This is a genomic window from Christiangramia forsetii KT0803 (assembly GCF_000060345.1).
Classification (GTDB): domain Bacteria; phylum Bacteroidota; class Bacteroidia; order Flavobacteriales; family Flavobacteriaceae; genus Christiangramia; species Christiangramia forsetii.
The window spans coordinates 1,424,893-1,451,609 of record NC_008571.1 but is presented as its reverse complement, the minus strand read 5'-3'; the positions used below and the strand labels follow the sequence as shown (position 1 = coordinate 1,451,609).

Annotated in this window: 22 protein-coding genes; 16 read left to right on the top strand and 6 right to left on the bottom strand. The window is 36.5% G+C overall.

All coding sequences use genetic code 11. The annotated features are described in order from the left end of the window. The first annotated feature begins 41 nt into the window (after positions 1 to 41). From GFO_RS06520 to GFO_RS06475, 10 genes are all read left to right on the top strand, one after another. On the top strand, positions 42 to 1,850 hold the full coding sequence (locus GFO_RS06520; RefSeq protein WP_011709285.1) for a cbb3-type cytochrome c oxidase subunit I: 1,809 nt from the start codon (positions 42 to 44) through the stop codon (positions 1,848 to 1,850). A 14-nt stretch (positions 1,851 to 1,864) separates the two neighbouring features. After that, complete coding sequence (locus tag GFO_RS06515; RefSeq protein WP_011709284.1) at positions 1,865 to 2,869, top strand: cbb3-type cytochrome c oxidase subunit II; 1,005 nt, start codon at positions 1,865 to 1,867, stop codon at positions 2,867 to 2,869. A gap of 3 nt (positions 2,870 to 2,872) precedes the next feature. Then, a complete protein-coding gene (locus GFO_RS06510) occupies positions 2,873 to 3,142 on the top strand; it encodes a hypothetical protein (protein WP_011709283.1) in 270 nt (89 codons plus the stop codon). Positions 3,143 to 3,144: 2 nt separating this feature from the next. Further along, positions 3,145 to 3,567, top strand: coding sequence for a hypothetical protein (locus GFO_RS06505; protein WP_011709282.1), 423 nt, complete (start codon positions 3,145 to 3,147; stop codon positions 3,565 to 3,567). Positions 3,568 to 3,620: 53 nt separating this feature from the next. Continuing rightward, complete coding sequence (locus GFO_RS06500) at positions 3,621 to 4,010, top strand: group III truncated hemoglobin (protein ID WP_011709281.1); 390 nt, start codon at positions 3,621 to 3,623, stop codon at positions 4,008 to 4,010. A gap of 65 nt (positions 4,011 to 4,075) precedes the next feature. Next, positions 4,076 to 4,984, top strand: a complete 909-nt coding sequence (locus GFO_RS06495; RefSeq protein WP_011709280.1) for a tryptophan 2,3-dioxygenase family protein — start codon at positions 4,076 to 4,078, stop codon at positions 4,982 to 4,984. Between the two features lie 2 nt (positions 4,985 to 4,986). Next, a complete protein-coding gene (locus tag GFO_RS06490; protein ID WP_011709279.1) occupies positions 4,987 to 5,283 on the top strand; it encodes a cupin domain-containing protein in 297 nt (98 codons plus the stop codon). Positions 5,284 to 5,354: 71 nt separating this feature from the next. After that, a complete protein-coding gene (locus GFO_RS06485) occupies positions 5,355 to 5,714 on the top strand; it encodes a DUF488 domain-containing protein (protein WP_011709278.1) in 360 nt (119 codons plus the stop codon). Between the two features lie 60 nt (positions 5,715 to 5,774). Further along, a complete protein-coding gene (acnA, locus tag GFO_RS06480) occupies positions 5,775 to 8,564 on the top strand; it encodes an aconitate hydratase AcnA (RefSeq protein ID WP_011709277.1) in 2,790 nt (929 codons plus the stop codon). A gap of 62 nt (positions 8,565 to 8,626) precedes the next feature. Then, entirely contained in the window at positions 8,627 to 8,974 is a 348-nt protein-coding gene (locus tag GFO_RS06475; protein ID WP_011709276.1) for a cupin domain-containing protein, read from the top strand. A gap of 500 nt (positions 8,975 to 9,474) precedes the next feature. On the opposite strand, the gene GFO_RS06470 is transcribed toward GFO_RS06475, so the two are convergent. Together GFO_RS06470 and GFO_RS06465 are read right to left on the bottom strand one after the other, a co-directional pair. Then, entirely contained in the window at positions 9,475 to 10,323 is an 849-nt protein-coding gene (locus GFO_RS06470; RefSeq protein WP_041250040.1) for an IS3 family transposase, read from the bottom strand. 2 nt (positions 10,324 to 10,325) lie between these two features. Further along, the gene (locus GFO_RS06465) at positions 10,326 to 10,697 is read right to left on the bottom strand and encodes a transposase (protein ID WP_011709274.1); all 372 of its coding nucleotides are present in this window, start codon (positions 10,695 to 10,697) and stop codon (positions 10,326 to 10,328) included. A 275-nt stretch (positions 10,698 to 10,972) separates the two neighbouring features. On the opposite strand from GFO_RS06465, the gene GFO_RS06460 reads away from it, so the two are divergent. Beyond that, positions 10,973 to 11,944 (top strand): hypothetical protein, encoded by a 972-nt coding sequence (locus GFO_RS06460; RefSeq protein WP_011709273.1) that lies wholly within the window; start codon positions 10,973 to 10,975, stop codon positions 11,942 to 11,944. Positions 11,945 to 12,370: 426 nt separating this feature from the next. On the opposite strand, the gene GFO_RS06455 is transcribed toward GFO_RS06460, so the two are convergent. Further along, positions 12,371 to 12,724, bottom strand: a complete 354-nt coding sequence (locus GFO_RS06455) for a helix-turn-helix domain-containing protein (RefSeq protein WP_011709272.1) — start codon at positions 12,722 to 12,724, stop codon at positions 12,371 to 12,373. Between the two features lie 1,106 nt (positions 12,725 to 13,830). Between GFO_RS06455 and GFO_RS06450 the strand changes: the two genes are divergently transcribed. From GFO_RS06450 to GFO_RS06440, 3 genes are read left to right on the top strand one after another with little or no spacing between them, the layout of a single operon-like run. Further along, the gene (locus tag GFO_RS06450) at positions 13,831 to 16,815 is read left to right on the top strand and encodes a SusC/RagA family TonB-linked outer membrane protein (RefSeq protein ID WP_011709269.1); all 2,985 of its coding nucleotides are present in this window, start codon (positions 13,831 to 13,833) and stop codon (positions 16,813 to 16,815) included. 10 nt (positions 16,816 to 16,825) lie between these two features. Next, a complete protein-coding gene (locus tag GFO_RS06445; protein ID WP_011709268.1) occupies positions 16,826 to 18,229 on the top strand; it encodes a RagB/SusD family nutrient uptake outer membrane protein in 1,404 nt (467 codons plus the stop codon). Then, complete coding sequence (locus GFO_RS06440) at positions 18,216 to 21,038, top strand: M16 family metallopeptidase (RefSeq protein WP_011709267.1); 2,823 nt, start codon at positions 18,216 to 18,218, stop codon at positions 21,036 to 21,038. Before GFO_RS06445 ends, GFO_RS06440 begins: the two co-directional genes overlap by 14 nt. A gap of 76 nt (positions 21,039 to 21,114) precedes the next feature. On the opposite strand, the gene GFO_RS06435 is transcribed toward GFO_RS06440, so the two are convergent. The 3 genes from GFO_RS06435 to GFO_RS06425 all read right to left on the bottom strand — a co-directional run bounded on the left by GFO_RS06435 (position 21,115) and on the right by GFO_RS06425 (position 23,002). After that, positions 21,115 to 21,405 (bottom strand): DUF6520 family protein, encoded by a 291-nt coding sequence (locus tag GFO_RS06435; protein WP_011709266.1) that lies wholly within the window; start codon positions 21,403 to 21,405, stop codon positions 21,115 to 21,117. Between the two features lie 231 nt (positions 21,406 to 21,636). Beyond that, complete coding sequence (locus GFO_RS06430) at positions 21,637 to 22,560, bottom strand: helix-turn-helix domain-containing protein (protein WP_011709265.1); 924 nt, start codon at positions 22,558 to 22,560, stop codon at positions 21,637 to 21,639. Between the two features lie 19 nt (positions 22,561 to 22,579). Continuing rightward, positions 22,580 to 23,002: a DUF7793 family protein gene (locus GFO_RS06425; RefSeq protein ID WP_011709264.1), complete on the bottom strand. Its 423-nt coding sequence runs from the start codon at positions 23,000 to 23,002 to the stop codon at positions 22,580 to 22,582. 174 nt (positions 23,003 to 23,176) lie between these two features. On the opposite strand from GFO_RS06425, the gene GFO_RS06420 reads away from it, so the two are divergent. Both GFO_RS06420 and GFO_RS06415 read left to right on the top strand, forming a co-directional pair. Further along, positions 23,177 to 25,585: an aminotransferase class I/II-fold pyridoxal phosphate-dependent enzyme gene (locus GFO_RS06420; protein WP_011709263.1), complete on the top strand. Its 2,409-nt coding sequence runs from the start codon at positions 23,177 to 23,179 to the stop codon at positions 25,583 to 25,585. Positions 25,586 to 25,634: 49 nt separating this feature from the next. Beyond that, the gene (locus tag GFO_RS06415; protein ID WP_011709262.1) at positions 25,635 to 26,516 is read left to right on the top strand and encodes an RteC domain-containing protein; all 882 of its coding nucleotides are present in this window, start codon (positions 25,635 to 25,637) and stop codon (positions 26,514 to 26,516) included. Positions 26,517 to 26,717 lie beyond the last annotated feature (201 nt).

The following is a 26,717-nucleotide window of genomic DNA, read 5'->3' as shown; positions in this document are numbered from 1 at the left end:
TTTATGTTTAAATATGATAAAAAGGTCTTAATATCTATTTTATGAAAATATTTCATCTTCTAACTTTAATTTTTACGCTGGTACAACCGGATACAATCTATGCTCAAGTTAAGAATGTTTCTACAGAAAGCTGGATAACCAGTCCGGGGATTTTAGGCACTATAGTACTTATAACCATTGTTCTGGTGGTTGCCATCATTATTTTCTTAAGCCGAATCAATTCCTATGTGGATTCCTTGAAAAAGAAACAAATGGCTAAAACCCGGTTAGCTTTTGATGATGAGCTTGTTGCAATGGAGAGTGATGAAATTGATACTATTCTTGAGAAGAGAAAAGCAGCACTTCACTATAAATTAAAGGGAAATGAGCTAAGCGGAGAAAATGAAGTATTCGATAAAAAGGGATTGATCCAAAAAATAACGAACGATCCTAATAATGCCTATTTTGATGAAAAAAAGAAAACTTCTCTTAGTCTGGAAACTCCGGAACCCCTTAAGAAGATTGTGATTTACTACATCGGTGCAGCCATTGTTTGGTTGGTATTGGGAACCTTAATAGGACAATATTTGGGAATGAAATTTATCTGGCCCGAGATGGACAACCAGTCCTGGCTTTCTTTTGGAAGATTACGCCCCGTACATACTAACATGGTATTTTGGGGTTGGTCTTCCCTGGCTATGATTGGTTTGGGCTATTTTGTAATTGCCCGGACATCCAATACTATAATCCACAGTTATAAATGGGCATGGCGGGCCTGGGTATTTATTAATTCTTCTGTAATACTAGGTAGTATTTTTTTGATGGCCGGGATTAATAATGGCGGCGGTGAATATCGTGAATATATATGGCCGGTAATGCTGCTCTTCGCGATCGCCCTGGTGATCACTTTTTTTAATTTTTACAAAACAGTTGCCAACAGAAAAATTTCAGAAATATACATCTCCAACTGGTTCATTCTTGCTTCTTTAATCTGGACTATTGTTCTGGCAGTTATAGGCTATTTGCCTTTTTATCAGGATGGTTTGGGAGAAACCGTAATTCAAGGGTATTATATGCACCAGGGCGTGGGGATGTGGTTTATGACCTTCACCTTAGGCCTGGTGTATTATTACTTACCCTCTGCATTAAACAAACCTATTTATTCGTATTCACTGGGAGTGCTGGCTTTTTGGACCCAGATGCTTTTTTACACGATGATAGGAACCCACCATTTTGTATTTAGTCCCCTACCCTGGTGGCTCCAAACAACTGCCATTGTATTTAGTGCCGGTATGTTTATCCCTGTAGTGGCGGGTACCACTAATTTTTTAATGACGATGAAGGGGAGCTGGAGCCATATCTCAAAAAGTTATGTGTTGCCTTTTTTTCTGGTTGGGACCCTATTTTATTTTGTAGGCTCTACCCAGGGAAGCTTTCAGGCATTTCGCTTTACCAATTACGTTTGGCATTTCACAGATTTCAATGTGGCCCACTCCCATATGACGATGTATGGGATAATAGCATTTTTTTTATGGGCCGCAATCTATGCCATACTACCAAAATTAACAGGGAAAGAACCACCGCAGGTATTGGTGGGAGCCCATTTTTGGATGGCATTCATAGGCCTTTTTGCCTATATGGTTTCCTTGATGGTAGGTGGTACCTATAAGGGATTAAGTTGGATTGAAGGAAATGCTTTTATTGAGTCTGTAATATTAATGAAACCCTATTGGGTGTGGCGGGCTATTGGAGGTTCCCTGATGTTTACATCCCATCTCATTTTTGCGTATAATTTCTATTACATCGTTAAAAACCGGAAAAAGGTTCTGATATCCGAAGCCACAAAACCTGTAGAAGAGATTACTGTTTAATATAATTTTTAATAATGCTCAATTTTCATAAAGAACATAAAAACCTGGTGCTTGCAGCCCTTCTCATATTTGTGGCTTTAAGCATTCTTGTGGCAATCGTTCCTGCGTATCAGATGCAGGCCACGATCCCAATACCATCGCAAGAACCATTGACAAGTCAGGAAGAAAAAGGATTGCATGTTTATGTTTCTGAAAACTGTGTTGCCTGCCATACACAACAGGTTCGTGGTATCGAAATGGATAATATGTGGGGTGACAGGCCTTCCCTCCCATCAGATTATTATTACAGTAAACAGCGCCTGGATGTATGGAGACAATCCCCATCAGTTTTGGGAAGTGAACGCACAGGCCCAGATTTAACAACTATTGGCGCTCGTCAACCCAGTGAAGATTGGCATTTGATGCATCTGTATAATCCGCGTTTGGTAGTTTCAGAATCCATCATGCCATCCTATTCCTGGCTGTTCAAAGAAGTAGATAGTTCTGCAGTAACCGAAAAAGATGTGGAACTCTCTATTCCTGAAGAATTTTTCAATAAACCTGGTAAAAAAATCATTGCATCGCAGGAAGCTTTAGACCTGGTAGCTTATTTAAAATCTTTAAAACAAACAGAGTTACAAGATGGAAGTATTCCAGAATTTATCCCGGCTTTAAAAGAAATACAAACGGGAAATATGAATAATAAGACTGGTCTTAATGGCTCAAGAATTTATAATACTAATTGTGTTGCCTGCCACCAGGCAAATGGGAAAGGTATTCCTGGAGCTTTTCCTCCACTAGCTGGAAGCGGATTTGTGAACGATGAAAATCCAGAGATGCTTATTAAAATCATACTTCAGGGATATGATGCAAGAAGTGAATTTGGAGTGATGCCCCCATTTGCCGATCAGCTTTCCAATGCCGAAGTTGCCGCTGTTGCGACCCACGAACGGAGTAGCTGGGGAAATGATGCCCCTGCTGTTACAGAAGAAGATGTGAAGCAAATAAGGGATTACATCAACAATGAATTAAACCAATAATAAATGAAAAAGATCACTATTCTATTATCAGCAGTGTTTTTATTGAATTCTGATTATGTCATTGCATGTGAGCTATGTAAAAAAAATCAGCCTAAAGGTTTTGAAAATATTACCCATGGTTTTGGCCCATCCGGAACATTGGATTACATAATTATTTGGTCTGCAATTATCATTGTTGGAATAACCTTGTTTCTAAGCGTCAAATATCTCATAAAACCAAAAGAGAACAACCCGGGACATATCAAAAATATTGTAAAAAATGAAGGATTTTAAAAATGGAAGACCATAGGATCATAAAAGTATTTCTGGATGATGACCCAAAGCCATTTGCCGCTTTTGCGCCACCAGTAAAATTTATATTTGATAGTACTAAAATACCCGATGGAAAGCACAAGTTAAAAATTGTGGCAAAATCCTCCAATGGAGTTGAAGGGATTAGGGAAATTCCATTTGTTGTGCGAAATGGCCCGGCAATTTCGGTTGTTGGTTTAAATGAAAATGAAATAATAGATACTCAAATCCCTATTACTATCAATGCCTATGGGAGTGAGACCAATGATTTTTTTGTGATTAGGGGCTCTGAAACACCAAAAGCAATTCCTGCCTGGGTGTGGGCACTGCTAATTATATTTCTGGCTTTCGGACTATTCTATATAATCATGTATTGGAGCCCGGAGCTCTATAAATCATTTTTTTAGCTATGCAGACTTAAAAAAGAAACACCTCTATATGAGGAACATAATTTAAATCGATGCAAAAAGATATTTCAAATATTGACGATATTAAGCAACTGGTAGACACCTTCTATGCTAAAATACAACAGGATGAACTCTTGGCAGGAATTTTTAATAAGGTGATCCAAAACAATTGGCCAAAACATTTAGAGAAAATGTACGCTTTTTGGCAAACGGTTCTTTTGGAGGAACATACCTATTACGGAGCGCCATTTATGCCCCATGCCAACCTTCCGGTTAGCAAAAAACATTTTGACCGGTGGCTGATTTTGTTCTACAAAACGCTGGATGAACTATTTGATGGCGAAAAGGCGAATGAAGCCCGTTGGCGGGCAACCAAAATGGCCGAAATGTTCCAGCTTAAAATTGCCCATTATCAACAAACCAATTCGAAACCTTTGATATAATTCTTATAAAACTACGATAGTCAAGATTTCTCTTTCCTCGAAAACAAACTTTTTAAAATTTAAATATGTCGCGTATAAATCAGAAAATAGCACAAAAATATAGCGAATTAGGCGAGAATCCTGAAAGCTATTTAGAAGGGCTATTGCATTCCAAACCTATCAATTATTGGGATTATATTGGGGTGGAAACACTTTTATCCCTGCAAAGGCCCCGTACCAATTTTAAAGATGAAGAAATCTTTATTATGTACCATCAAATGACCGAGCTTCTGTTAAAAATGCTGCTTCACGAAATCAAACAACTGGTTGAAACCGATAGTTTTTCCGAAGAAATATGGCTGGATAAAATTAACAGGATGAACCGCTATGTAAGCATGCTCATCAACTCCTTTGATATTATGAAAGATGGGATGGATTATGAGGATTATAACCGCTTTAGAACTGCCTTGGCGCCCGCAAGCGGGTTCCAAAGTGTGCAATTTAGATATATTGAAATTTATTGTACCAAACTGGAAAACCTGGTAAAACAGGAAGAAAAAAAACAGTTGCCTGGCTCCCCTTCCACAGAAGATTATTTTGAAAATATTTATTGGAAGAAAGCTGGTATCAACAAAAAAACAGGTGACAAAACCCTGACTATGCTTCAGTTTGAAGAAAAATATCTCGACAGCTTAATTACACTAGCCAAGAAAGTAAAAGGTCAAAGCCTGGAAGAACAATTTCTGATGCTTAAAAAGCCTTCCGAAGCATTACAAAAAAAGTTATTGGAGTTCGATAAACTTTACAACATAGAATGGCCCCTTGTTCACCTTAATACCGCGCAACATTATCTTGACAAAAAAGGGGAAAATAAAGCGGCCACCGGAGGTTCAGAGTGGAAAAAATATCTGCACCCTAAATTTCAGCAGCGAAAATTCTTCCCTTCCTTATGGACAAAAGAAGATTCGTTAGTGGAAGATAAAATAAAGATATAAATATGGAACCAATACAAAAACCCGAATTAACGCCCCTGGATAAAGGAAGTTCTTTAAAAACATTACAGGTTACTGCTTTAACGGGATGGAGCATGCCACCGCACCATACCACAAAAGAAGCTGTAATTGTTGTTCAGGAGGGCGAGGCCCTGTTAAAAATGCCAAATGTAGACCATAGGCTAAAGCAGGGGGCTGTATTTATTATCCCGGCCGGAGTGGAACACAGCCTGGAGATTATACAGGATTTTAAAGCCATTGCTATTATGGCAACAGATTCTGAAATAAATTTTAAGCAATAAATAATGCACAAAATATTCTGAAAAATTGATGTATCCATTCCTGAAAATCTTACAAATTTAAAAACCGAATCATGAGCCAGAAATTAAAAATCAAGACAAAGCGGGTTTATGACGATGTAGCGAACAACGATGGTTATAGGTTACTCGTTGATAGAATCTGGCCGCGAGCTGTGTCAAAGGAAGATGCGCAATTAGATGAATGGAATAAAGATCTGGCACCTTCAGATGAACTTCGAAAATGGTTTGATCACGACCCGGACAAATTTGATGAATTTACAAAGCGCTATAAAAAAGAGCTAAAAAACAAACAAGAAGATTTGGAGCGCATTAAAGAAATGGCGCAAGATAAACGGGTATGTCTTTTATACGGGGCCAAAGATAAAGAACACAACCAGGCGGTGGTTTTAAAAGAGGTATTGAACGCCTTATAAAATCGTCATAATGTAAAAAATAGAGAACAGCTTCTGATAGCAACCTAAAAATTAACAACTATGTCCAACGATCCATTCCAAACCCGGAAATCATTTAAATTAAAAGGGGGAAATATAACTTATTTCAGCCTTCAAGAATTGGAGAAGCAAGGACATAAAATAAAGTCACTTCCCTTCTCAATTCGCATATTATTAGAAAATGCCCTGCGTAACTTCGATGGTTTCTCGGTAACCAAAGAACATATAGAAATCCTCCTGAACTGGAAGCCGCAAGCATCAGAACAGGATATTCCTTTTAAACCTGCACGTGTGCTTATGCAGGATTTTACCGGGGTACCTGCAGTGGTTGACCTTGCCGCCTTAAGAGCAGAAGTTGCAAGAAAAGGTAAAAATGCAGATCGTATTAACCCTCTCATCCCCGTGGATTTGATAGTAGATCACTCGGTGCAAGTAGATTATTTCGGGACAAATTATTCCTATAAACGGAATATGGAAGAAGAATACAAACGCAACCAGGAGCGATACCAGTTTCTAAAATGGGCGCAGCAAAATTTTGATAATTTCAGTGTAGTGCCTCCGGGAATGGGAATTTGCCATCAGGTAAACCTCGAACATCTTGCGCAGGGAGTGGTAAAAAGGGATGGAAAAGTTTTTCCGGATACGTTGGTAGGCACAGATAGCCATACCCCGATGGTAAATGGTATTGGAGTTGTTGGCTGGGGAGTTGGCGGAATTGAAGCTGAAGCCGCTATTTTAGGTCAACCCATTTATTTTATAATGCCCGAAGTGGTAGGCCTTAAACTCACCGGGAAATTACCTTTGGGCTCTACCTCTCCCGATTTGGTTCTGAATATTGCCAATTTACTTCGAAAACACGGGGTTGTGGGCAAATTTGTGGAAGTTTTTGGTCCAGGACTGGATCATCTTTCCGTTCCCGATCGAGCTACCATTGGAAATATGTCCCCCGAGTTTGGCTGCACCATTACCTACTTTCCTATTGGTAATAAAACCCTGGATTACATGCGCCAGACGAATCGAAAGGAAGAACAGGTGAAATTAGTTGAAGAGTATTGCAAAATCAATATGCTATGGCGTGAAAATGAAGAAGAGATCGAATATTCGACAGTGGTAGAACTCGATGTTTCTACTATTGAACCAACCGTTGCCGGCCCTAAGCGGCCCCAGGACAAAATTCTTCTGAAGGATTTCAAAAATAAATTTATTGATCTACTCCACACTTCTTTTGGAAGGAAATATGTCCATCCTAAAAATAGGGAACTGGAAGATTCTATTGGTAGGTGGAAATCTGAAGGTGGAAATCAACCTGTTCCTCAACCTCCTTCTGCAAGGCCCGATACCAAAGTAGAAGCTGATAAAAATGCTCTTAAAACTGTTTGGATTACCCGCGGACAGGATAAATTCATGCTTTCGGACGGTTCGGTAGTTATCGCAGCAATCACTTCCTGTACCAACACCTCGAATCCGTTTGTGATGGTAGGTGCCGGTTTGGTAGCCCGAAAAGCCCGGGAATTGGGAATCGACGTTAAGCCCTGGGTAAAAACTTCCCTGGCACCGGGTTCTAAAGTGGTTACCGATTACCTGGAAAAAGCCGATTTAATGAAGGATCTGGAAGCACTTCAATTTCATTTGGTGGGTTATGGCTGTACTTCCTGTATAGGCAATTCCGGGCCCTTGCCACCGCAAATATCAAATGCTGTAGATGAGTATGACTTAGTTGTGGCCTCGGTGCTTTCAGGGAACCGTAATTTTGAAGCCCGCGTACACCCACAGGTAAAAATGAATTTTTTAATGTCACCTATGCTGGTTGTGGCCTACGCCATCGCCGGAAGGGTAGATATCGATATGCTGAAAGATCCTATCAGTTACGATAAAAATCAGCAAGCCGTTTATCTTAAAGACATCTGGCCCACCAACGATGAGATTAATGAAATTTTAAGGAACGTGCTTTCCCCCGGTGATTTTGAAAAAAATTATGGGGAGATATTCGCCGGAAATGAAATATGGAGAAGCCTTCAGGTGCCAGAAGATAAGGTGTACAAGTGGGATAAAAATTCCACTTATATCAAAGAAATTCCGATTTTCAGAAATATTTCAGAAAAACCGGAAGCTCTTCAGGATATTAAAAAGGCCAAGGCATTGTTGGTACTGGGCGACAGCATTACCACCGACCATATTTCCCCTGCAGGAGCTTTCAGTAAAAGTTCGGCAGCGGGAAAATATTTGTTAGAAAACGGCGTCGAGGAAAAAGCTTTTAACTCTTACGGCTCTCGTCGTGGAAATGATGAAGTTATGGTACGTGGCACCTTTGCCAATGTGCGAATCAAAAACCAACTGGCTGAAAAAGAAGGTGGCTATACCCGCTATTTTCCTTCAGGTGAAGAAATGACAGTTTTCGACGCCGCCGAAAAATATAAAGAAAACAAAACCCCGCTAATTGTAATGGCTGGAAAAGAATATGGCAGTGGTTCCTCGCGCGATTGGGCCGCAAAAGGAACCTTTCTATTAGGCATAAAATGTGTTTTGGCCGAAAGTTATGAACGCATCCACCGCAGTAACCTTGTGGGAATGGGTGTGCTTCCACTTCAGTATAAGGATGGCAAAAATGCAAAAAACTTAGGTGTTTCCGGGGAAGAGAGCTTCACGATTTTAGGCATTTCAGAAGGATTAGAACCGCGAAAAGAATTGCAGGTAACCGTTGAAAATAAAGAAGGTCAAAAAATTGAATTTTTGGCTATTGCCAGATTAGATTCTAACATCGAAATAGAGTACTATCAAAACGGTGGGATTTTACAATACGTTTTACGCCAGTTTTTAGGTAAAGAAAATTAAACCTGTTTTCTAAAAGCAGGGAAGAATTCACAGAAATAATTTAAATAAGAAAAACCAGATTTATGAAAACAGCATCTTTAACAAACAATCTTGAATATAATGAAAAACATCCTGTTATCAACGTATTACTGGATACCCACACCGGTAAAGAAATAAGGATTGTCTTTAAAAAAGGTCAGGTCATGAAAAAGCACCATACGCCGTTTCCCATAGTGGTGGAAATATTTGAAGGCAGCATTGATTTTGGTGTTAACGGGGAAGTTTATACTGTAAATAAAGGTGATTTACTCGCTTTAGAAGCCAATGTGTCTCACGATCTTACGGCCTTAATAGATAGTATTGTAAGGTTAAGTCTAAATAAAGCTGATACCGCAAAGCGTGTAGAAGATGTTGCGAAAAGTTCATCATAAATAATCATTGTAGGATTGGAATACTTTACGAATCTTAGACGTCGCCGAAAGACATCTGATAAAATAAAAAATCAGAGTTTTAAAAATCCATACGGAAATATTTAAAAATATACTGTTTTATGAATCGCTGATGTTTTTTTAGTTCCATACAGCAAATCTAAAGTTATGATTTGTTGCGTTAAGTTATTGAACTCAGGTCAATTTAATTAATTTATTTCTAACGCTGCCGTCTATTTACGATGAATCTTTGTTGTGAGCTGTTTTTAAGATTAATCTACTTCTATCGTCAGCTTGGTTAAAATTTTATAATCATTTGGACGTGCTCCATCCGAGCCATATGAAGAAATTAATTCTACGTAATCAGATCCTGAAAATGTTGATACAGGTTTATAACGATATTTCACCTTGAAAGAATCACTTTCATCATAGTAAAGCTCACTTATTTCAAAATGTAACGGTTGTGTCTTGTCCTGAAATATGGCTACAGGTTAAAATTGATTTTACGCTGTTAATTTATATACCATATTAGGTGTTTGATAGTCTAAAGATAAATGTAATCTTATTTCATTATATAATTTAATGGCATTTTTTGCTGCTCTTTTCGCATGTTCCTTGTTTGTGAAGACCTGATCGAGATAGAATTCATCTTTTAGGATCCCGTTTACACGTTCAGCCATAGCGTTTTCGTAGCAATGGTTTTCTTCAGTCATACTAATGCCTATCTTTTTTCTTTTAAGGATTTGCGTATACACATTGCTGCAATACTGTATTCCTCTGTCTGAATGGTGTATGAGCCCCTTGATGTTTTTGGCTTGATAAATCGCCTTGTTAAGGGCTCTCACACATCCTTTAAGTTCCAAGCTATCACTAAGGTCATAACCTACAATTTTTCTTGAATGCATATCTGTAATGAGTGCTAGATAACAAAACCCTTTTACAGTTCTGATATACGTTATATCCGATACCCATACTTGATTAGGCCTAGTCACTTTTAAATCTTTTATAATGTTATTGTACTTATAAAACCTGTGATACGAATTGGTTGTCCTTGCACTGTACTTCTTTCTCAATGTCAACATTTTATGTTCTCTAAGTACATTAAACAATGTATCTCGACCCACTTTTACTTGCTGATTTTCAAAGTCCTGGCTTAAGGATTTCATAAGTTTGCGTACACCTTCTCGCGGAAGGGATTTGCGTCTTTTCCTAACGATAGCAACTATACGTTGTTCGATCTCTTTTCGTTTATCAGCTCTGTCTTTGTACTTATAGTAAGCATCTCGCTTTAGATCAAAACAATCACAGATCTTGGTTAACGAAGCAAATCCCTTAGCTTTTTTCTTTGCTATGATTAAGGCTTGATATTTAGTTTTTTTTTAAGTTCCAAGACACTTTTATAGCCTAGTTTTTGGGCAGCTACTTCCAAGTATGCATCATCGACCAGTTGATCCATATCCTTTTTAAGGAGCAATTTTTTAAGCTGCTCAATTTCTTTTTGGAGTGCTTTGATCCGTGTTATTTCATCTTTTGTTTCTATCATAACCCTTGTGTTCATAAGGTCTTTACGCTCATACTTCCTGATCCATTCATTAATGGTGGAACAGGCAATCCCGTAGAGTTTACCTAATTCATACTTAGAATATTTTCCAGTACTAAGTTCTGATAAAATTTTTAATTTGAATGGTTCGCTGTACCGTCTTGTTACTCTGTCATTTTTATACATAACTGTTTAGAATTATGTAGCCTTTATTCAGGACGAGTCAAAATTATCTACAACGGTTTGCGGTTATGACAAGTTGCGGGAGTAGGAACGTGGATTTGTCGGATTAATTCTTATCTTTTTTGATTTCTAAATTTACACTTTTTCTGCAATACCCGTAATTTGTTATGAACCGCTGTTACATATAGTGCCGAATATCTAAATTATATTTTTAGTTTTCATTAACATTACTCTATATTTGCCACTTTCAACTAACGTTAACAAGTAAAATAAATAATTTGAAAAAATTTTTACAAAAATTATTTGAAGGAATCTATAATAATATATTGTATGTTGCCTTAATTGTAGGTGGTTTTTTCTTAATGTTTGCCTTTACCAATCTTATATTCGAAACTGGTGAAAATGGTGGATGGAGAGAATTTTTTAAAGTTGCCGGAACTACAATTCTTTCTAGTGGTGTCTTTATGGCAATTGCTAAATCTCATCAATTTACTAACATATTTAAGGATGAACTAAGGAGTGTTATTTATTCATCTGAACATTTAGAGAATAGAAATGATTTAGATGATATTTGGATTAGAGTTTCGGAGGCATTATGTAAACAAAAATTTCATACTATCAACAAGAAAGTTTTTAATACTATAAAAAAGTATTATTTGCCTTTTGATCAAGAGTATTTCTATAAAAGATTTGATATGGATGCTACGTATGAATTTATCGATGAGTATCCAGATTATATAAAAGCAGAAATTGAATTAGACACCGATATTGTTGTTGATGATCCTGATGGATTTAAATATTATTTCAGTTCAATTATTCCTCTTCCTCCAAATGATAATGGTAGAACCCAATATAATTTGGAAGAAATTAAAATTAATGATGAAGTTCTAGAAGACGTTAAAGAAAAGGGATTTTTGAAGACAACTAGAACTGAGAAAGCTTTATCGATTGATTTTAAATATCATATTCCAACGTCAAATGATGAAATTAAAATTACTAGAAAAGACACCACAATTTATAATCTAGATAGCAATCCATTTAGTTCTCACTCTGCATCTTGGTTATATAAAATGTTTAATGTACGAATTACCTATCCTAAAAATTTGCATATTGATTGGGTCGATTTTGGTGTATTAGGTAAATGGACTCATAATTTAAAATCCACAAACTCGCATAATGTATTGAAGGCGAACTATAACGGCTTAATTTTTAAAAATCAAGGGTTTATGATTTTATTTAGAAAATTATAATTGAATTTTATTATATTTAAATATAAATAGCACGTTATTTGCAACCTATATATCAACTATTAAATATTAAAATTATGAAAAGGAATATCAATTCACCTATTAACGTAGGATAGTATTTAGGAAGATTTAAAATGATATATTAACTTGACTATAGATTGGATTCTATAGTCTTTTTTTTTGAGGCATTGTATGTAACCCGTTATATTCTTAGTGATTTACCTTTTAAAGGTAAATATTCCGGATAAACGCAGTTTTAAAAAATATTAAAATCAAAGGAAGTTACAGAAAAACGTTAAAGGAACAGAAAATATAATAGTATAACCTGAAGAGCTTGGAAAATTGAGCTAAATCAGATTTTCCAATTGAATCAGAATACAAAGGCAAAAGAAACACCTATTTCCCTAGGTCTTGAAAAAGAATGGATTATCAGATAGAGTGTATTTTTATTATTCTTTCTTCTAATTGCTTACTTTCATTCCCATCCTTATTTTTCTTTGGGATTTTTTGATATTTTATCTCAATAATATCTTCTTTTGGAATGAACTTTGGCAAAAGTTGGTATAAAGATTTCAGTTTTAAGGCTTTTGCAATTAAAGCTAAATGTCTTATACTGTATTTGTCGGGTTGTCCTAAAGCCTCAACTTTTCCCACAAAGCTTTTACTTAAATTCATAAGTTCACTTAACTCACGTTGAGAAATACCCTTTTTCTCACGTAATTTTCGAACCCGATTTATTATCTCGTAGTCAAGTCTGGATATTTTAACTGAAAAATTTTGCATAAATATGCTCCGATTATTTGGAGCGTTTAATTTTTGTTATTATCTTTGTTTCAGTTATATAAGCGACAATTAACAGAAAGAGTTTTCAACTCTCTCTTAATACGATGTCACTCATAAACGAAAACCGTCAATTTTCCCTATGAGTAGACCGTGAGCTCGCTATCTATTGGATTTTGTATCTTCGTGATATAAACCAATATGGCGTGTCTCATGTAAGTCTTTGGGGAACCAAGTTTCAGCTTGGAGGTTCTTGACGGTACCACGTTCAAAGCATTGAGGCTCGCTTTATTGGTTTTTCTACCAATAAACGTCCTTTTTAAGCTTCTTGAGTACACATCGTTTACATAATTTCGAAAACTATGAAAACGATAAGAACAGACCAATTAGAGCACTTCTACGGTAGTATACCGGCAAAAGGTTTTGCCTCGTACCATAGTCTTAAGTTCCAACCCCGATCTTTACAACCTATATCAAAAAACATCAAATGCGCCCCAGAATAATGAGGGCTTAACCGGCAGCAAAAAGCCATGCCCTTTGCCTGGTTATACCGGTCCGCTACCTGTGCAAAATAAACAGGCATTGCTAGAAGGGTTAAGACACTACATTATACGGTTATTCGCAATGCTATAAATGTAATAGGTTTTCCTTATTCGTGCAAATCAAAATTTGCGTTCTTAGATTAGCAGGGCCGGTTTTTGATACTTAATAAACTAACCCACACTATAATTTATTTCAGGCCAAAGCGGTCAACGGTTGCAATATCGCAGCTGTATTCACTAATTCCTAGCTTGCGGGAGCAGGAAAAATCTCTTAAACAATCCCGTGGGTTGCCGCGGTATCCCTATTACTAAACGGCAAGTTGGGCTGGGAGCCTCCTCATACCTTAGGGAGAAGGGGGCTGGGAACTTCATATTTAGGGAAAGGATGCCTTTTTTGCTCCAATTTAATAGTTTGTTTAGCCAATTAAAAAATTGCATATGGAAAAAAGAAAAGTGAACACTCGTTTTGACGGGTAAAAGCAAGGAAGCCTTCCCTTAAGATTGGCGTCTGGAGGGGAAGGCCTAAGCTTTAATAAAACAAATGTTTCATTTAACTAATGTAAAATTATGAAAAATTTTTACAAGAGGAGCATGCTTATTATCATGTTTCTACTAGCCATCGCCCTATTGGTGCTTTTGGCGATGGGTGAGGCTAAGGCTGCAACACCCTCCTCTCCTACTTACTTTTATCAACAGGAAATTACTGGAAAGGTGTCTGGACCTGAAGGCGAGCCATTAGAAGGAGTAACCGTTTTTATTAAAAATAAACGTTTTGGTGAGGTTACCACATCAGAAGGAACTTATGCGATAAAGGCAAACCCTGAGGATACACTTATATTTTCATTTATAGGTTTTAAATCTCGTGAGATTGCCGTGGGTAATCAATCTAGCATAAATGTTGTTTTAAAAGAAGATATCGCCTCTTTGAATGAAGTTCTTATCAATGCCGGGTACTATACCGTAAAACGCCGAGAACGTACAGGTAATATCTCAAGGGTTACGGCTGAGGAAATAGAGAATCAACCTGTAGTAAGTCCTCTTCAGGCTTTACAGGGTAGGATGGCCGGAGTCGAAATTACTTCCGGGGGTATAAATCCTGGTACTGCCTCAAGTATAAGGATAAGAGGCAGGAATAGCTTGCGAGATGAAGGAAATTTTCCTTTATATATTATAGACGGTGTACCTATTAGTTCAGTACCAACAGAAAGCAATTCATTGGTAGGTTCTGCCGGGATAGATCCTTTAAATAATCTGAATCCTAACAATATCAAAAGCATTGAAGTATTAAAAGATGCTGACGCTACGGCAATTTATGGTTCCAGGGGTGCAAATGGTGTAGTACTTATTACTACTAAAACAGGTAAAAAAACGGGTACAAACTTAGAGGCAAGGTTTTATACCGGAGTTTCAACTGTTCCCCGCAGACTTGATCTTTTAAATACCGCTGAATATTTAGAAGTAAGGAGACAGGCATTCCAGAACGATGAGGCAGAGCCTACTGAAAATAATGCCTATGACCTAATTTTATGGGATCAAGAGAGAAATACTGACTGGCAGGACTTCCTATTCGGCGGGCAGGCAAAAACCACCAGTGCCAATCTTTATTTTACGGGCGGAAGTGACCTTACTTCTTTTAGAATGGGCGGTTCCTATTTTAAGCAGGGTACTGTTTATCCTACTGATTACAATTATCACAAAATTACCGGTAATTTTAGTTTGAATCATTATTCAGATAATAGAAAGTTTAAATTAGGAGCTTCCATAAACTATGGTCTGGATAAAAATGAACTTGCAGGTAACATAAGCCTGGGACCATCTGTTTATCTACTACCCCCAAACGCGCCCACTATATTTAATCCTGATGGTTCATTGAATTGGGAAGACTGGAGTAATGCAGGTATTGACAATCCTTTAGAAGGATATTTCAATTTCAGTGATATCCAAACCAAAAGTTTGATAGCCAATATTAATCTTTCCTATGAAGTTTTAAAGGGTCTTCATCTTAAAACCAGTTTGGGTTTTACCAACTATCTCACTGACGAATCTCGAAAGTTACCTTCAAGATCCTATAACCCTGCAGAAAATACAATAAACAGATCTGCCGACCTTGCCACACAGAGAAACTCCTGGATTATTGAGCCTCAACTTAATTACACCACAAATCTGGGAAAACTTGAAACCAATTTTATACTTGGTGGGACACTACAGACAGAAAACTTCACCAGACAGAGTCTGGAGGGTATTGGTTATGCTTCAGAAGCTCTAATAGGTAATCTCGCTGCTGCCGAGAGTATCGTTAACGCACAGACTTCAAATACCGAATACCGTTATGCTGCTTTATTTTCCAGACTTGGTTTAAACTGGGATGCTAAGTATTATCTCAATCTTACCGGTAGAAGAGATGGCTCAAGTCGCTTTGGTCCCAATAATCGTTTCGCAAATTTTGGAGCTATAGGGACAGCGTGGATATTTTCTGAAGAAAGCTTTGTACAGGGTTTCCTCCCCTTTTTATCTTTTGGAAAATTAAGAGGGAGCTACGGTACTACCGGGAATGATCAAATTGGAGATTACGGATATTTAGATGCCTATGAAGCTACCCGTGGGCCCGGAGGTTTATACCCAACCTCTCTGGCTAATCCGGATTATTCCTGGGAAGTAAATAAAAAGCTGGAAGCAGGACTTGAACTAGGTTTTTTGGATGATCGTTTAAATCTTGGATTGAGTTGGTATCGCAATCGTTCTTCCAATCAGCTTGTTGGCTATCCCCTTCCTGTCACTACAGGATTCGGAGTTGTTCAGGCAAATCTCCCGGCCACAGTTGAAAATAGAGGCTTTGAAATAGAGTTGACTTCCTACAACATCAATTCAGATAGTTTTAGTTGGAATACTTCCTTCAACCTTAGTATTCCTAAAAATGAGTTGATTCGTTATCCTGATATAGATCAGTCTTCCTACGCCAATGTTTATAAAGTGGGCTACCCTTTAAATATCACTTTTAATTATAATTATACAGGGCTTGATCCTGAAAGTGGTTTATATACATTTCAGGACGTAAATGAAGATGGAAGATTAAATATAGAAGACAAAACGCTTCTCGAAGACCGTAATAGAACATTCTATGGAGGACTTAGAAATGATTTTACTTATAAAGGTTTAAACCTACAATTTTTACTGGAATTTGTAAAACAACCTGGAAGGCTATCCTTCTTAAACGCAGGAAGACCTAGAAATATTCTTACATCTTATTTGAATAACAGTAATTACCAAAGGCCCACTCAATCTAACGAAGGTAGCCTGGCTTATAGCAATGCTATTAATAGTTCTGTTTTTAATCAGGATGCTTCATTTATACGTCTAAAAACAATCTCAGCTTCTTATAATCTGAAAAATTTGGCTAGTAAACTGAAATTAGAACAGTTCCAACTTTTTCTAAATGGTCAGAATCTTTTTACCCTAACCTCTTATGAAGGTTTAGACCCGGAGTCTCCGTTTGGAGGTGCTTCTATAAATAATCTTAGGACAATCTCAGGAGGATTACAGTTAAATTTTTAAAATCAATAAAATGAAATCTTATAAAATAATTACAAAAATAATCTTGGCTCTGGCTATAGGATTTAATATTTCCTGTGAAGAGCTGGTATCTATAGATGAGCCGACGGATAAACTTGTCCGAAGTCAGGTTTTCAATAGTGAGCAAACGATAATAAGCGCAATGACGGGTATTTATAATGAGCTGTATCAATCCTCTTTTTCCAATGGCTCGCGAAACAGTATCACAGTACTGTCAGGCTTATCCTCTGATAATATTAGGAACATAAATACTTCCAATTTGGAACGGATGGAATTCGAAGAACACCAAATCAATCCTGAGAATTCCTACAATCTGGAGTTATGGACAAGCGCATATAATATGATCTATATGACCAATTCATTTCTAGAAGGACTGGAAAGCGCAGAAAATATAGATGGAGAATTACTTTTACAACTAGAAGGAGAAGCACGTTTTGTAAGAGCTTTTACCTATTTCAACCTAGTAAACCTATTTGGATCAGTGCCTCTAATTCTCACTACCGACTATGAGGAAAATGCACTTACCGAAAAATCAAATATTGAAACCGTATACCAACAGGTAATTGAAGATCTTGAATTATCTGCTGAAATTTTACAATCTTCATATCGTACTGGTGAACGAACGACTGTCAATAAATCTGCGGCTAAAGCACTTTTGGCAAGGGTTTATTTATATCTGGAAGACTGGCAAACGGCAGAAAGGTTTAGTACTGAGGTCATCAATGAATCTTCCACCTATAAAATACTGGATAGTCTTAATACAGTTTTCCTGGCTAATAGCGACGAAGCAATATGGCAGATCTCTCCCATAGGGGGCGGAGGTATTGCAACTAATACCAATGATGGAAGTATATTCGTTATTGATCCTTTCTTTTCATTTTTTGCCAGTATCCAACTCAGGGATGATTTCGTACAAACTTTTCAGCAAGGAGATAAACGCCTTGAAGACTGGATTGGTTTTAATCAATCAAAGAACGCCTATTTCGCTCATAAATATAAAATAACAGCAAGTTCCGAATTTCCAATTGTTGAGTATTCGATGGTTTTACGCTTAGCAGAACAATATTTAATAAGAGCTGAAGCGAGAACCAAACAGGGAAATCTATCAGAAGCCTTAAATGATTTAAATATAATTCGTTCGCGAGCTAACTTGGAAGATTTTCAAATGCTACAACCCAGTATCACTGAGGAGGGGTTACTTAACGAAATATTCTTGCAAAGAAGGAAAGAACTATTTACAGAATGGGGCCACCGATGGCTAGACCTTAAAAGAAGCGAAAGAATCCAAAACATTTTTGGAACCAGCCAGAACTGGGAGCCTACTGATATTTTTTATCCAATCCCATCACAGGAGCTTATTAAAAACCCAAATTTAACTCAGAATGATGGATATTAATAAATTTAAATATCTGCTAATCTTCGGATTACTTTCATTCAATATTTATAATGTTGACGCCCAAACATTTTTGCATGATTTATCTGATAATCCTATTCCATTAGACACTACCGTTAGGTATGGAAAACTGAAAAATGGCTTCACTTATTATATAAAGAAAAGCCAGCATCAAGATAAAGAGGTTTATATGAAGCTTGCCGTAAAGGCAGGATCTTTTTTCGAGAAACGATCTCAGGAAGGTTACGCCCATCTGCTTGAACATGTGGTTTTATTCAACAGGAATCCAAAAGATTTCGAAGCTATGATAGAAAGTGTCGGCATGAATTCTCGAGGCCAAACAGGACAAATTGTAACGAAATATCAGATAATAATTCCCGATGCTAATAAGGAAAAATTAGGATTGGGAATGGATGCCCTAAAATCCTGGAGCAGCCAATTAAAGTTTGACTCGCACCAGGTTGGAATACAACGCGGTGCGGTTCTAGGTGAAATGAGAAGCAAAGATCCGTATAGGGATTGGTTGAATAAAAGATATAGAAAAATCATGTTGCAGAATGCTAATCTTCCTATGTATTCTGAAGAAAGAATAGCAAAGAATATTACCCGTTTTAATATGGACTTATTAAAAGAGTTCTATAAAGATTGGTATCGGCCAGATATGCAAGCCGCGATTATCGTTGGAGATATTGATCCAGACAGTATTCAGGCTCTGGTTGAGAAAAATTTCTCTGGAATAAAGAAACTGGATGGAGACAAGAATTATGAGAATATTCTAAAAAGATTTCATATTCAGCTGGAAGGTGAAAACCAATATGATTCATTTCAGGACAGTATTGATGACGGGAGCAGGCTAATTATGTTTACTAAAGAGAAAAATCATGACTACAACAAAATATCAGAAAGGGATTTTCACCAATCGTTTTTGCAAAAAATTGTCAATCATATAACGCTAAAGCGGTCACAGAATATTCAAACCCAGTATTATCCTCCATTCTCAAATTATACGAATACACATACGGTTTCTAACTCTTATTATAATCAAATATTGGTATCTTCCCTACAGGTGAATTTAAATGAGAATCCTGAGGAAATAGATAAAAAGATAAGTTCTGCCCTAACTGCATTTAAATCATTATTTTCAAAGATAACAGAACAGGAAATAAAGGATGCCAGGAGCGTCTTAGAATCAGAATTTATTCAGACGTACGAAAAGAACTTTGGCTTGGCTGAGGCTTACCTTGATAATTTTATTAGAGGATCGGCGGCACCTTCTCCTACTAGACAAGCAAAACTTCAAAATATTTTAACCAATATAAAAGTAAATGAGGTACAGCATTTTGCTAACCAGAAGGCCAATCTCCTCAAAGACAAAGACTTTGTTTTTATAAATATGCCAAAAGGATATTTAACGGGTAGGAAGAAGATAATTGATATAATCCGAAGCATTTCCGATAAGCCAATCTCTTTCAATCCCCCAATATTAAAAATGGATCTGGCAGATAGTATTGACCTTAAATATGTGAATAGTACTACAAATAAACCATCAACAAATCTAATTGGGGTAACCCGGGTAAAGCTAAACAATGGTATTGATGTTTGGCTAAAACCAACCAAACCAAGATCAGATGAATTTAAAAACCAAATTGAAGTTTTGGGTTTTCAACCACTAAACACAGGTAAAAAGAAAAATGATGTAATACCGAAAATAGTGGCTCATTCCTATGCCTCTTACGCCGGGACCGCAGAATTTAATAAGTTTCAGGTGGATCATTATTTACAAAAACGTAATATGAAACTTCAATTTCGGACTGAAGACAATGATTTTCTTATAGAAGGAAAATTTCAAAAAGAGAATTTAGATGATTTTTTTAAATTATTGTTTTTAAAAATACAGGAACCTGATAAGGATACGGCTGCTTTTTCTTTCTGGAAAAGGAAAGAAAAATCTAAAAATGCAGTTAGAGGAAGTTCAGATTTTTTTCGAAGTGAAATTGAAAAAATTTGGCACCCTAATTACCCCTTCAATGAACAAGAAATTTTAGATACTTTAAGCAGAGATCTTATACTTCGTGAATATATAAATCACTTTTCCGATTTTAAGAATTATTCTTTCATCCTAACGGGAGACTTTAATTCTGAAACTTTGCTTAAGCAAATAAGTAAGTATCTTGAGACATTACCAGTTTCCGGAAATGAAGATAATCCACAGCAGGTTTCTAAAAAGTTCAGTATAAGAAAGAGGAATGATACGATTAGATTAAAAAACCTGGATCAGGCTTTGGCAGAAATTTATTATCCAATAAAGGTTCCGGTAGATATTAAAACACAAGCTATTTTGGAAGTTATTAAGCACGCTCTTAATGAGAGGGTTTTTAAAAGATTGAGAATAGGTTCTTATTCTCCCGGAGCAAGCGGATTCTGGATAGACAAGAAGAATGGGATATATACGTTTCTAATAGATTTTGATAGCGAATTGGGGTACGAACAAAATATGCTTGGATATGCGGAGGATGAATTTTTAAAATTACGGGAAACCGGAGTAGACCAAGAATGGTTAGATACCAAAATAAAATTACAAATAAATAAGCATCAACAGGTAATCAATAGTTTTGGATATTTCAATTTTTGGCCTGAGTACCTGAAAGAATCGATTAAAAACAAAGAAGATCCGGAAGACTGGATATTGCAGTATCCTTCTCTTTTACAAAATTTCATATCCTTGGAGGAGGTTAATGAGGCTATTAGAAATTACCTCAGTGTAACGAATCAACAAACATTTTTGGTTCTTCCTGAGGAAAAGATTTATTAGTGTTACTTATGATTTTATTTAAAAAAGCACATTGGTAAAAAATCACCAATGTGCTCTCATACAATTTAAACAACTATTAAAGTTGAATTATAATTGGCTCTCCATCAACACTACTTTCTTTCAGAGAGTTCAGGCTCATTTCGTCATATAAATCATATACAGGACCGTCCTGCCCAAATTGAACCTTACAGGTCTCAGTACCACCGGTACATTGCTGTTCCGGAATGGCTCGCCAATTACCATTATCATATACGTAATCATTAGCAACTATTTCAGGTTGCTCTTCAATTTCGCTTCCCAAGTTTGTAAAGGACATGCCTAATACAACCAGAAGTGCCATAATCGGAATTAAAAATAACTTTTTCATAATATAAAATTTAAAATTAATACCTACTCTTTATAGGATTTTCGGCTTCTCCTACTTTCTGCGCAAAAAGATTTTTTAATTTCTTTTAAAGGGGTTCCAGTGTCTAACTTAAAAGTAAAAGCAGTAAAAAAACCTTGGTATTTCAAGTTCTACAACTCTGCCATTTTACAATAGTAAAGTTCATCAAATACCTTCAAATAAAATGGTTGCTAAAGCCGTAAAACTATTCTATTATGAAATTGACCTATGATTTTCCCTTCGATACTGAGAAGGGGACTTTCCGAATTGAACACGAAAATTCTTAGAGAAATGAGAGTGATCTTTAAAACCACATTTTTGGGTAATTATCGAAATGGGTAGTTCTGTATTGCGAATTAAAAGAGCTCCTTTTTCGAGTCTTTTTTTCATATGGAACCGGTGAATGGTAGTCCCATAGATTTTTTTAAACCCTTCTTTGAGTTTCGTTTTATTGGTGCGATGAATAAGGCCTAATTCTCTAAGGGATGGTAGATCTGTATGAAGATTTCTGAGGACATACAGGCGTACTTTTTTTAAAAGAATTTTTGTCGCTGCACTTTCCTTTTTTTCTGGGTTTAAAGATTCATCTATATGAGTTATTTTCTTCTCCGATTCATTTCCATTTGAAAAACGAAAAGCTGTAATTGCATAAGCGCAGGTCGAGTCTACCCCCACCATCCTTTGGATAGTGCAGGGAGATCTATAAAAGCTGTTATTTTCTGTTTTAAAGTCAATAGGTATAAAATGCTGATAAACTCTTTCTCTGTCTGAATCAAGTTCTTCCAACAAAGTTTTAATCGAATTTTTTGAAACAATTTCAGAAACCGGGCAGTCAAATTTGTCCTGTTTCCATTTTAAAATTTCAGAAGTATCTGAAGAATATGAGGTAATATGAAAATTTTTGTCTAAAAATATGTAGAATTGAATTTCCGGTTGCTCTTCCTGTTTCTGTGCTTCGAAACAAAAATTATAGATTTCCTCTGACATCATATTCAATAGAACAGCAATTGTATCAATTGGATCCCTGCGACCGGATGGTTCCTGGCGAAACATAAAATTTCCGCAGGCAATTTCGATGATTTGTTGATACAGAGAATTAAATCTCATTTTTTCCTCGTTGCTAATTTCTTTCTTCATAACTCTTAAATCAATGTTACTATTTATATTCTTGCAAGAACAAAAGTGCCTTCCTCTTATCAATAAATACCCGGGTAGGATAAGCCGGGCTACTTGTTTTTATATATAATTGAGTAATGGCCATGGCATGCTCATCTTCTACCAGCAAAGCGAGGGCTGTTGTCATATATGCGCCTTCGATCGCCAGATAATCTCTGGCTTGCTTTTGTGCATTGGTAATTGCTCTTAAATCACAAAATATCGGATATGAATTTTCATTTTGGAGCTGCAAACGTTGACTGACAATTTCTCTGGCCATACTCCTATTGATCTCATAAATCTCTTTATAGACAAAGAACAAAATCCCCTCGGAGATCCACATTTTCGCATAAGTACCATCCACCACCATTCCGCTAAAGTTTTGGATATCACTAATATATACAATAAAATTATTTAAAAGCATATCAGAACACCTCAAAAGGTTTCATATACTATTCGTTAAAGTTATTTCCATAGTATTTACCGGCATTTGGATGAAAAGACGTATGACTGTTCTGAAAAGACTTTTACCAATAACGGTTAGATTTATAATAAATTTTTGTCATAGTTTAATATCAGAATTTTCAAATCTATAGTTATGGCTAAAATAAAACACAACAATTTTCTTGATACCGTAGATGAAGTAATCACCAATGCAACAAATGCAGGAGTCTTACACTTGCATGCTGAAGGTCCGGGCTTAAATGGACGCAAAATAAAAGTTAATGGAATAGAATCCTTTCATTTTGGAACGACTGGCTACCTGGGTCTTGAACAGGATCAGCGCCTTAAAAAGGCTGCTATAGATGCCATTCAAAAATATGGTACTCAGTTTCCACTTTCAAAGACTTATATCTCTCATCCATTGTATGCGAGGTTAGAAGAAAAAATAGAAGCCATCTACAACAATCCAATTCTTATAACCAAGAACAGTACGCTAGGTCATATCGCGGTTATACCAACTGCGGTAAGGGATGAGGATGCGGTAATCTTAGATCACCAGGTGCACTGGAGTGTTCAAAACGCGGCCCAATTCCTTAAAATTAGAGGTATACCTGTAAGCCTAATTCGCCATAATTCCATGGACATGCTGGAAGACCGAATAAAGAGATTATCCGGGAAGGTTAAAAAAATATGGTATATGGCAGATGGGGTTTATTCCATGTATGGTGATTATGCCCCCATAGAAGATCTTATCTCCCTTTGTGAAAAATATCCTCAGCTGCACTTGTATTTTGATGATGTGCATGGAATGAGCTGGAAGGGTCATAACGGTAGTGGCTATGTAATGGAAGTCCTAAAAGGACTACCGGAAAATATTTTACTATTTGGCACTTTAAGCAAAACCTTTGGAGCCTCAGGAGCGGTACTGGTCTGTCCAGATCGAAAACTCTTTAGAAAAATTAAAAATTTTGGTGGCCCCCTCACCTTCTCTGCCCAACTTGAACCCAGCGCTGTTGCTGCGGCAAGTGCTTCGGCAGACATTCATCTTTCTTCGGAGATTTATTCACTACAAAAGGCACTACAGCTCCGGATAAATTATTTTAATGATCTTCTTGCAAAAACCAACCTACCCTTAATTTCAAAGAACGACTCCCCGGTTTTTTATATTGGTACGGGCTTACCCGCCACCGGCTATAATTTTGTAAAACGAATGCTGGATGATGGATTCTTTGTAAATCTGGGATTATTTCCAGCGGTTCCTGTGAAAAATACTGGAGTAAGAATTACAATTTCCTGCCACAATGAATTAGAAGATATAAAAGCCCTGGTGGATGCCATGGAGTTTCATTATGAAAAAGCATTGAAAGCAACGAATAACACTTTGGAAAGGGTTGGCAAAGCTTTTAATATAAACGTGAAGCCTACTACAATAAAAGAAAAATCAGATTCAAATATATCAGTGACTTATGCCGAAAGTATTGAGAACATAGATACAGATTTATGGAATAAACTTCTTGGAAGTCAAAATATGCTTAATAAAAATGGTCTTCAATTTCTGGAAAAATGTTTTTCCAATAATGAACAGAAAGAGCATAACTGGAAGTTCCATTATTTCATAATTAAAGATCAGAAGGATGATCCAGTTTTAGCTACATTTTTAACAAGTGGCTTATGGAAGAATGATATGCTTGCCCCTGAATCGGTATCTAAAGCCATAGAGCAAGATAGGAAATCCAATCCCTATGCGATGACCACTAAAGTACTGTCTATGGGATGTCTCTTTACCGAAGGCAGTCATTTGTATGTAGACCACAAGCATTCACAATCTGAGGAAGCTATCAAAGAACTCTTATTAAGGATCGAGACACTGGGAGAAAAACTGGGAACCGGAATGTCCGTACTGCGTGATTTTTCAAAATCTACAGCCTTAGCAGAACTGTTCCAAAAGGAGGGTTATATTCCCGTATCCATGCCAGATTCCTGTGTAATTAATAATTTGGATTGGAACAATGAAGAAGAATTTATTGAAACATTAAGCTCCAGGTCTCGAAAACATTTCAGAAAAGAGGTGCTGCCGTTTGAGGATAAGTTCCATATATCAATTTTAAATTCCCCTACTCCTGAAAAAGTTGACATCTATCATGAACTCTATAAAAATGTGAAATCAAAAAATTTCGGATTAAACACCTTTACCTATCCGAAGAAAGTATTTCAAAATATGGCATCCGATTCAAGCTGGGAGTTCATCGAATTAAAGCTTAAGAAGGAAAAGCAGATAGCCGGTGTAATGTTCTGTTACAAAAATAAAGAAGGTATATACGTCCCCAATTTAATCGGAATGGATTATGACTATGCCAGGGAGTATCAGGTCTATCGTCAATTATTACATCAGACCATAAAAAGGGCTAAGAACTTAAACTTTCAGAATATAGATTTAGGTTTCAGCGCCTCCTTTGAAAAACGAAAATTTGGTGCAACCATAATTGAAAAACAGACATTTATTCAAACTTCCGATAATTTTCTGTTAGAACAATTGGATATGATGAGAAATGAAATTTCATAATTGATATTGTAATCGCGGTCCTTACCTAGTCTTTATAAAACCAAACGATTTGAAGATCCCGTTACCACACTATTTTTTAATGATTCAAGGTAATAATAAGATGTTTGATGACGTAATACATGAGTTTCACAATAGTTTAAATACTACGGTGGTTCCAATTCCTCATCCCTTAAAAAAAGCGGATAAAGGGATTGATATTTCAAATCACACCCTCTCTAAATTAAAAGAAATAGTAGAAAAAGAGGATTTTGAAAATACCCCGGAAGAGATCGAATTCTTTAAAAAAATCAAACCCTGCCCCATGAGTTATCTCATCTATTTCTCAGAGGTGCGATCCTGTGAGACCCGAAAGCCTAAAGCAGGCAAAAACTTTCAGTTTAGATTTTTTGAAAAGGAACTACGTAAGATCAATAAGTTCTTTTATAAGAACAATGATTTTGTTCAATATATGGAACAAGGGCATGAATACCTGGATCACCAGCTTTTTACCAGGAACCATCGTAAGAACTATCCTTTCACTCCCATGATCAATTACTACCAGTATCCGGAATTTTCAAGCTCTCATGATATGCTATGGGCAAAGATCCAGGCTATGTATCGGCTCATCCATTTCATTAGAGAAGCAATGGAAACTCTACGACCGGGAAAACAAAGTGGTTTGATGGATAAAAAACATAAGGTCATGCTGTGGTCAGGTTCAAAAACTTCACTGGTAGAACTTATCTATGCCTTATACGCCAATGGAGATCTTAACCATGGTACTGTAGATATCAGCACAATCACTTCTTCTTTTGAGGATTTCTTCAATATCAAACTGGAGAATATCTACAAAACCTATTCTGAAATTAAATCTCGCAAAGGCACCAGAGCAAAATATCTTCATAATCTTATTCTGCGCTTGGAAGCTAAGATGAACCAGGATGATGAATAATGAACTTTTCGTAGTTACGAGTTACTACGAAAATTCGAAGAATTGCCGTACAAAATCAATTTTCTTTTAGTTTGGTTTATAATTCTAAGCAATACTTCCCCAAAAAAGACCAAAATACAGCAATAGATATTAAATGTTAAATTTTCTCGTAACTACGAAACCCATAGGGAAAAATATCCATCAAACAGTACCAATTTAGTA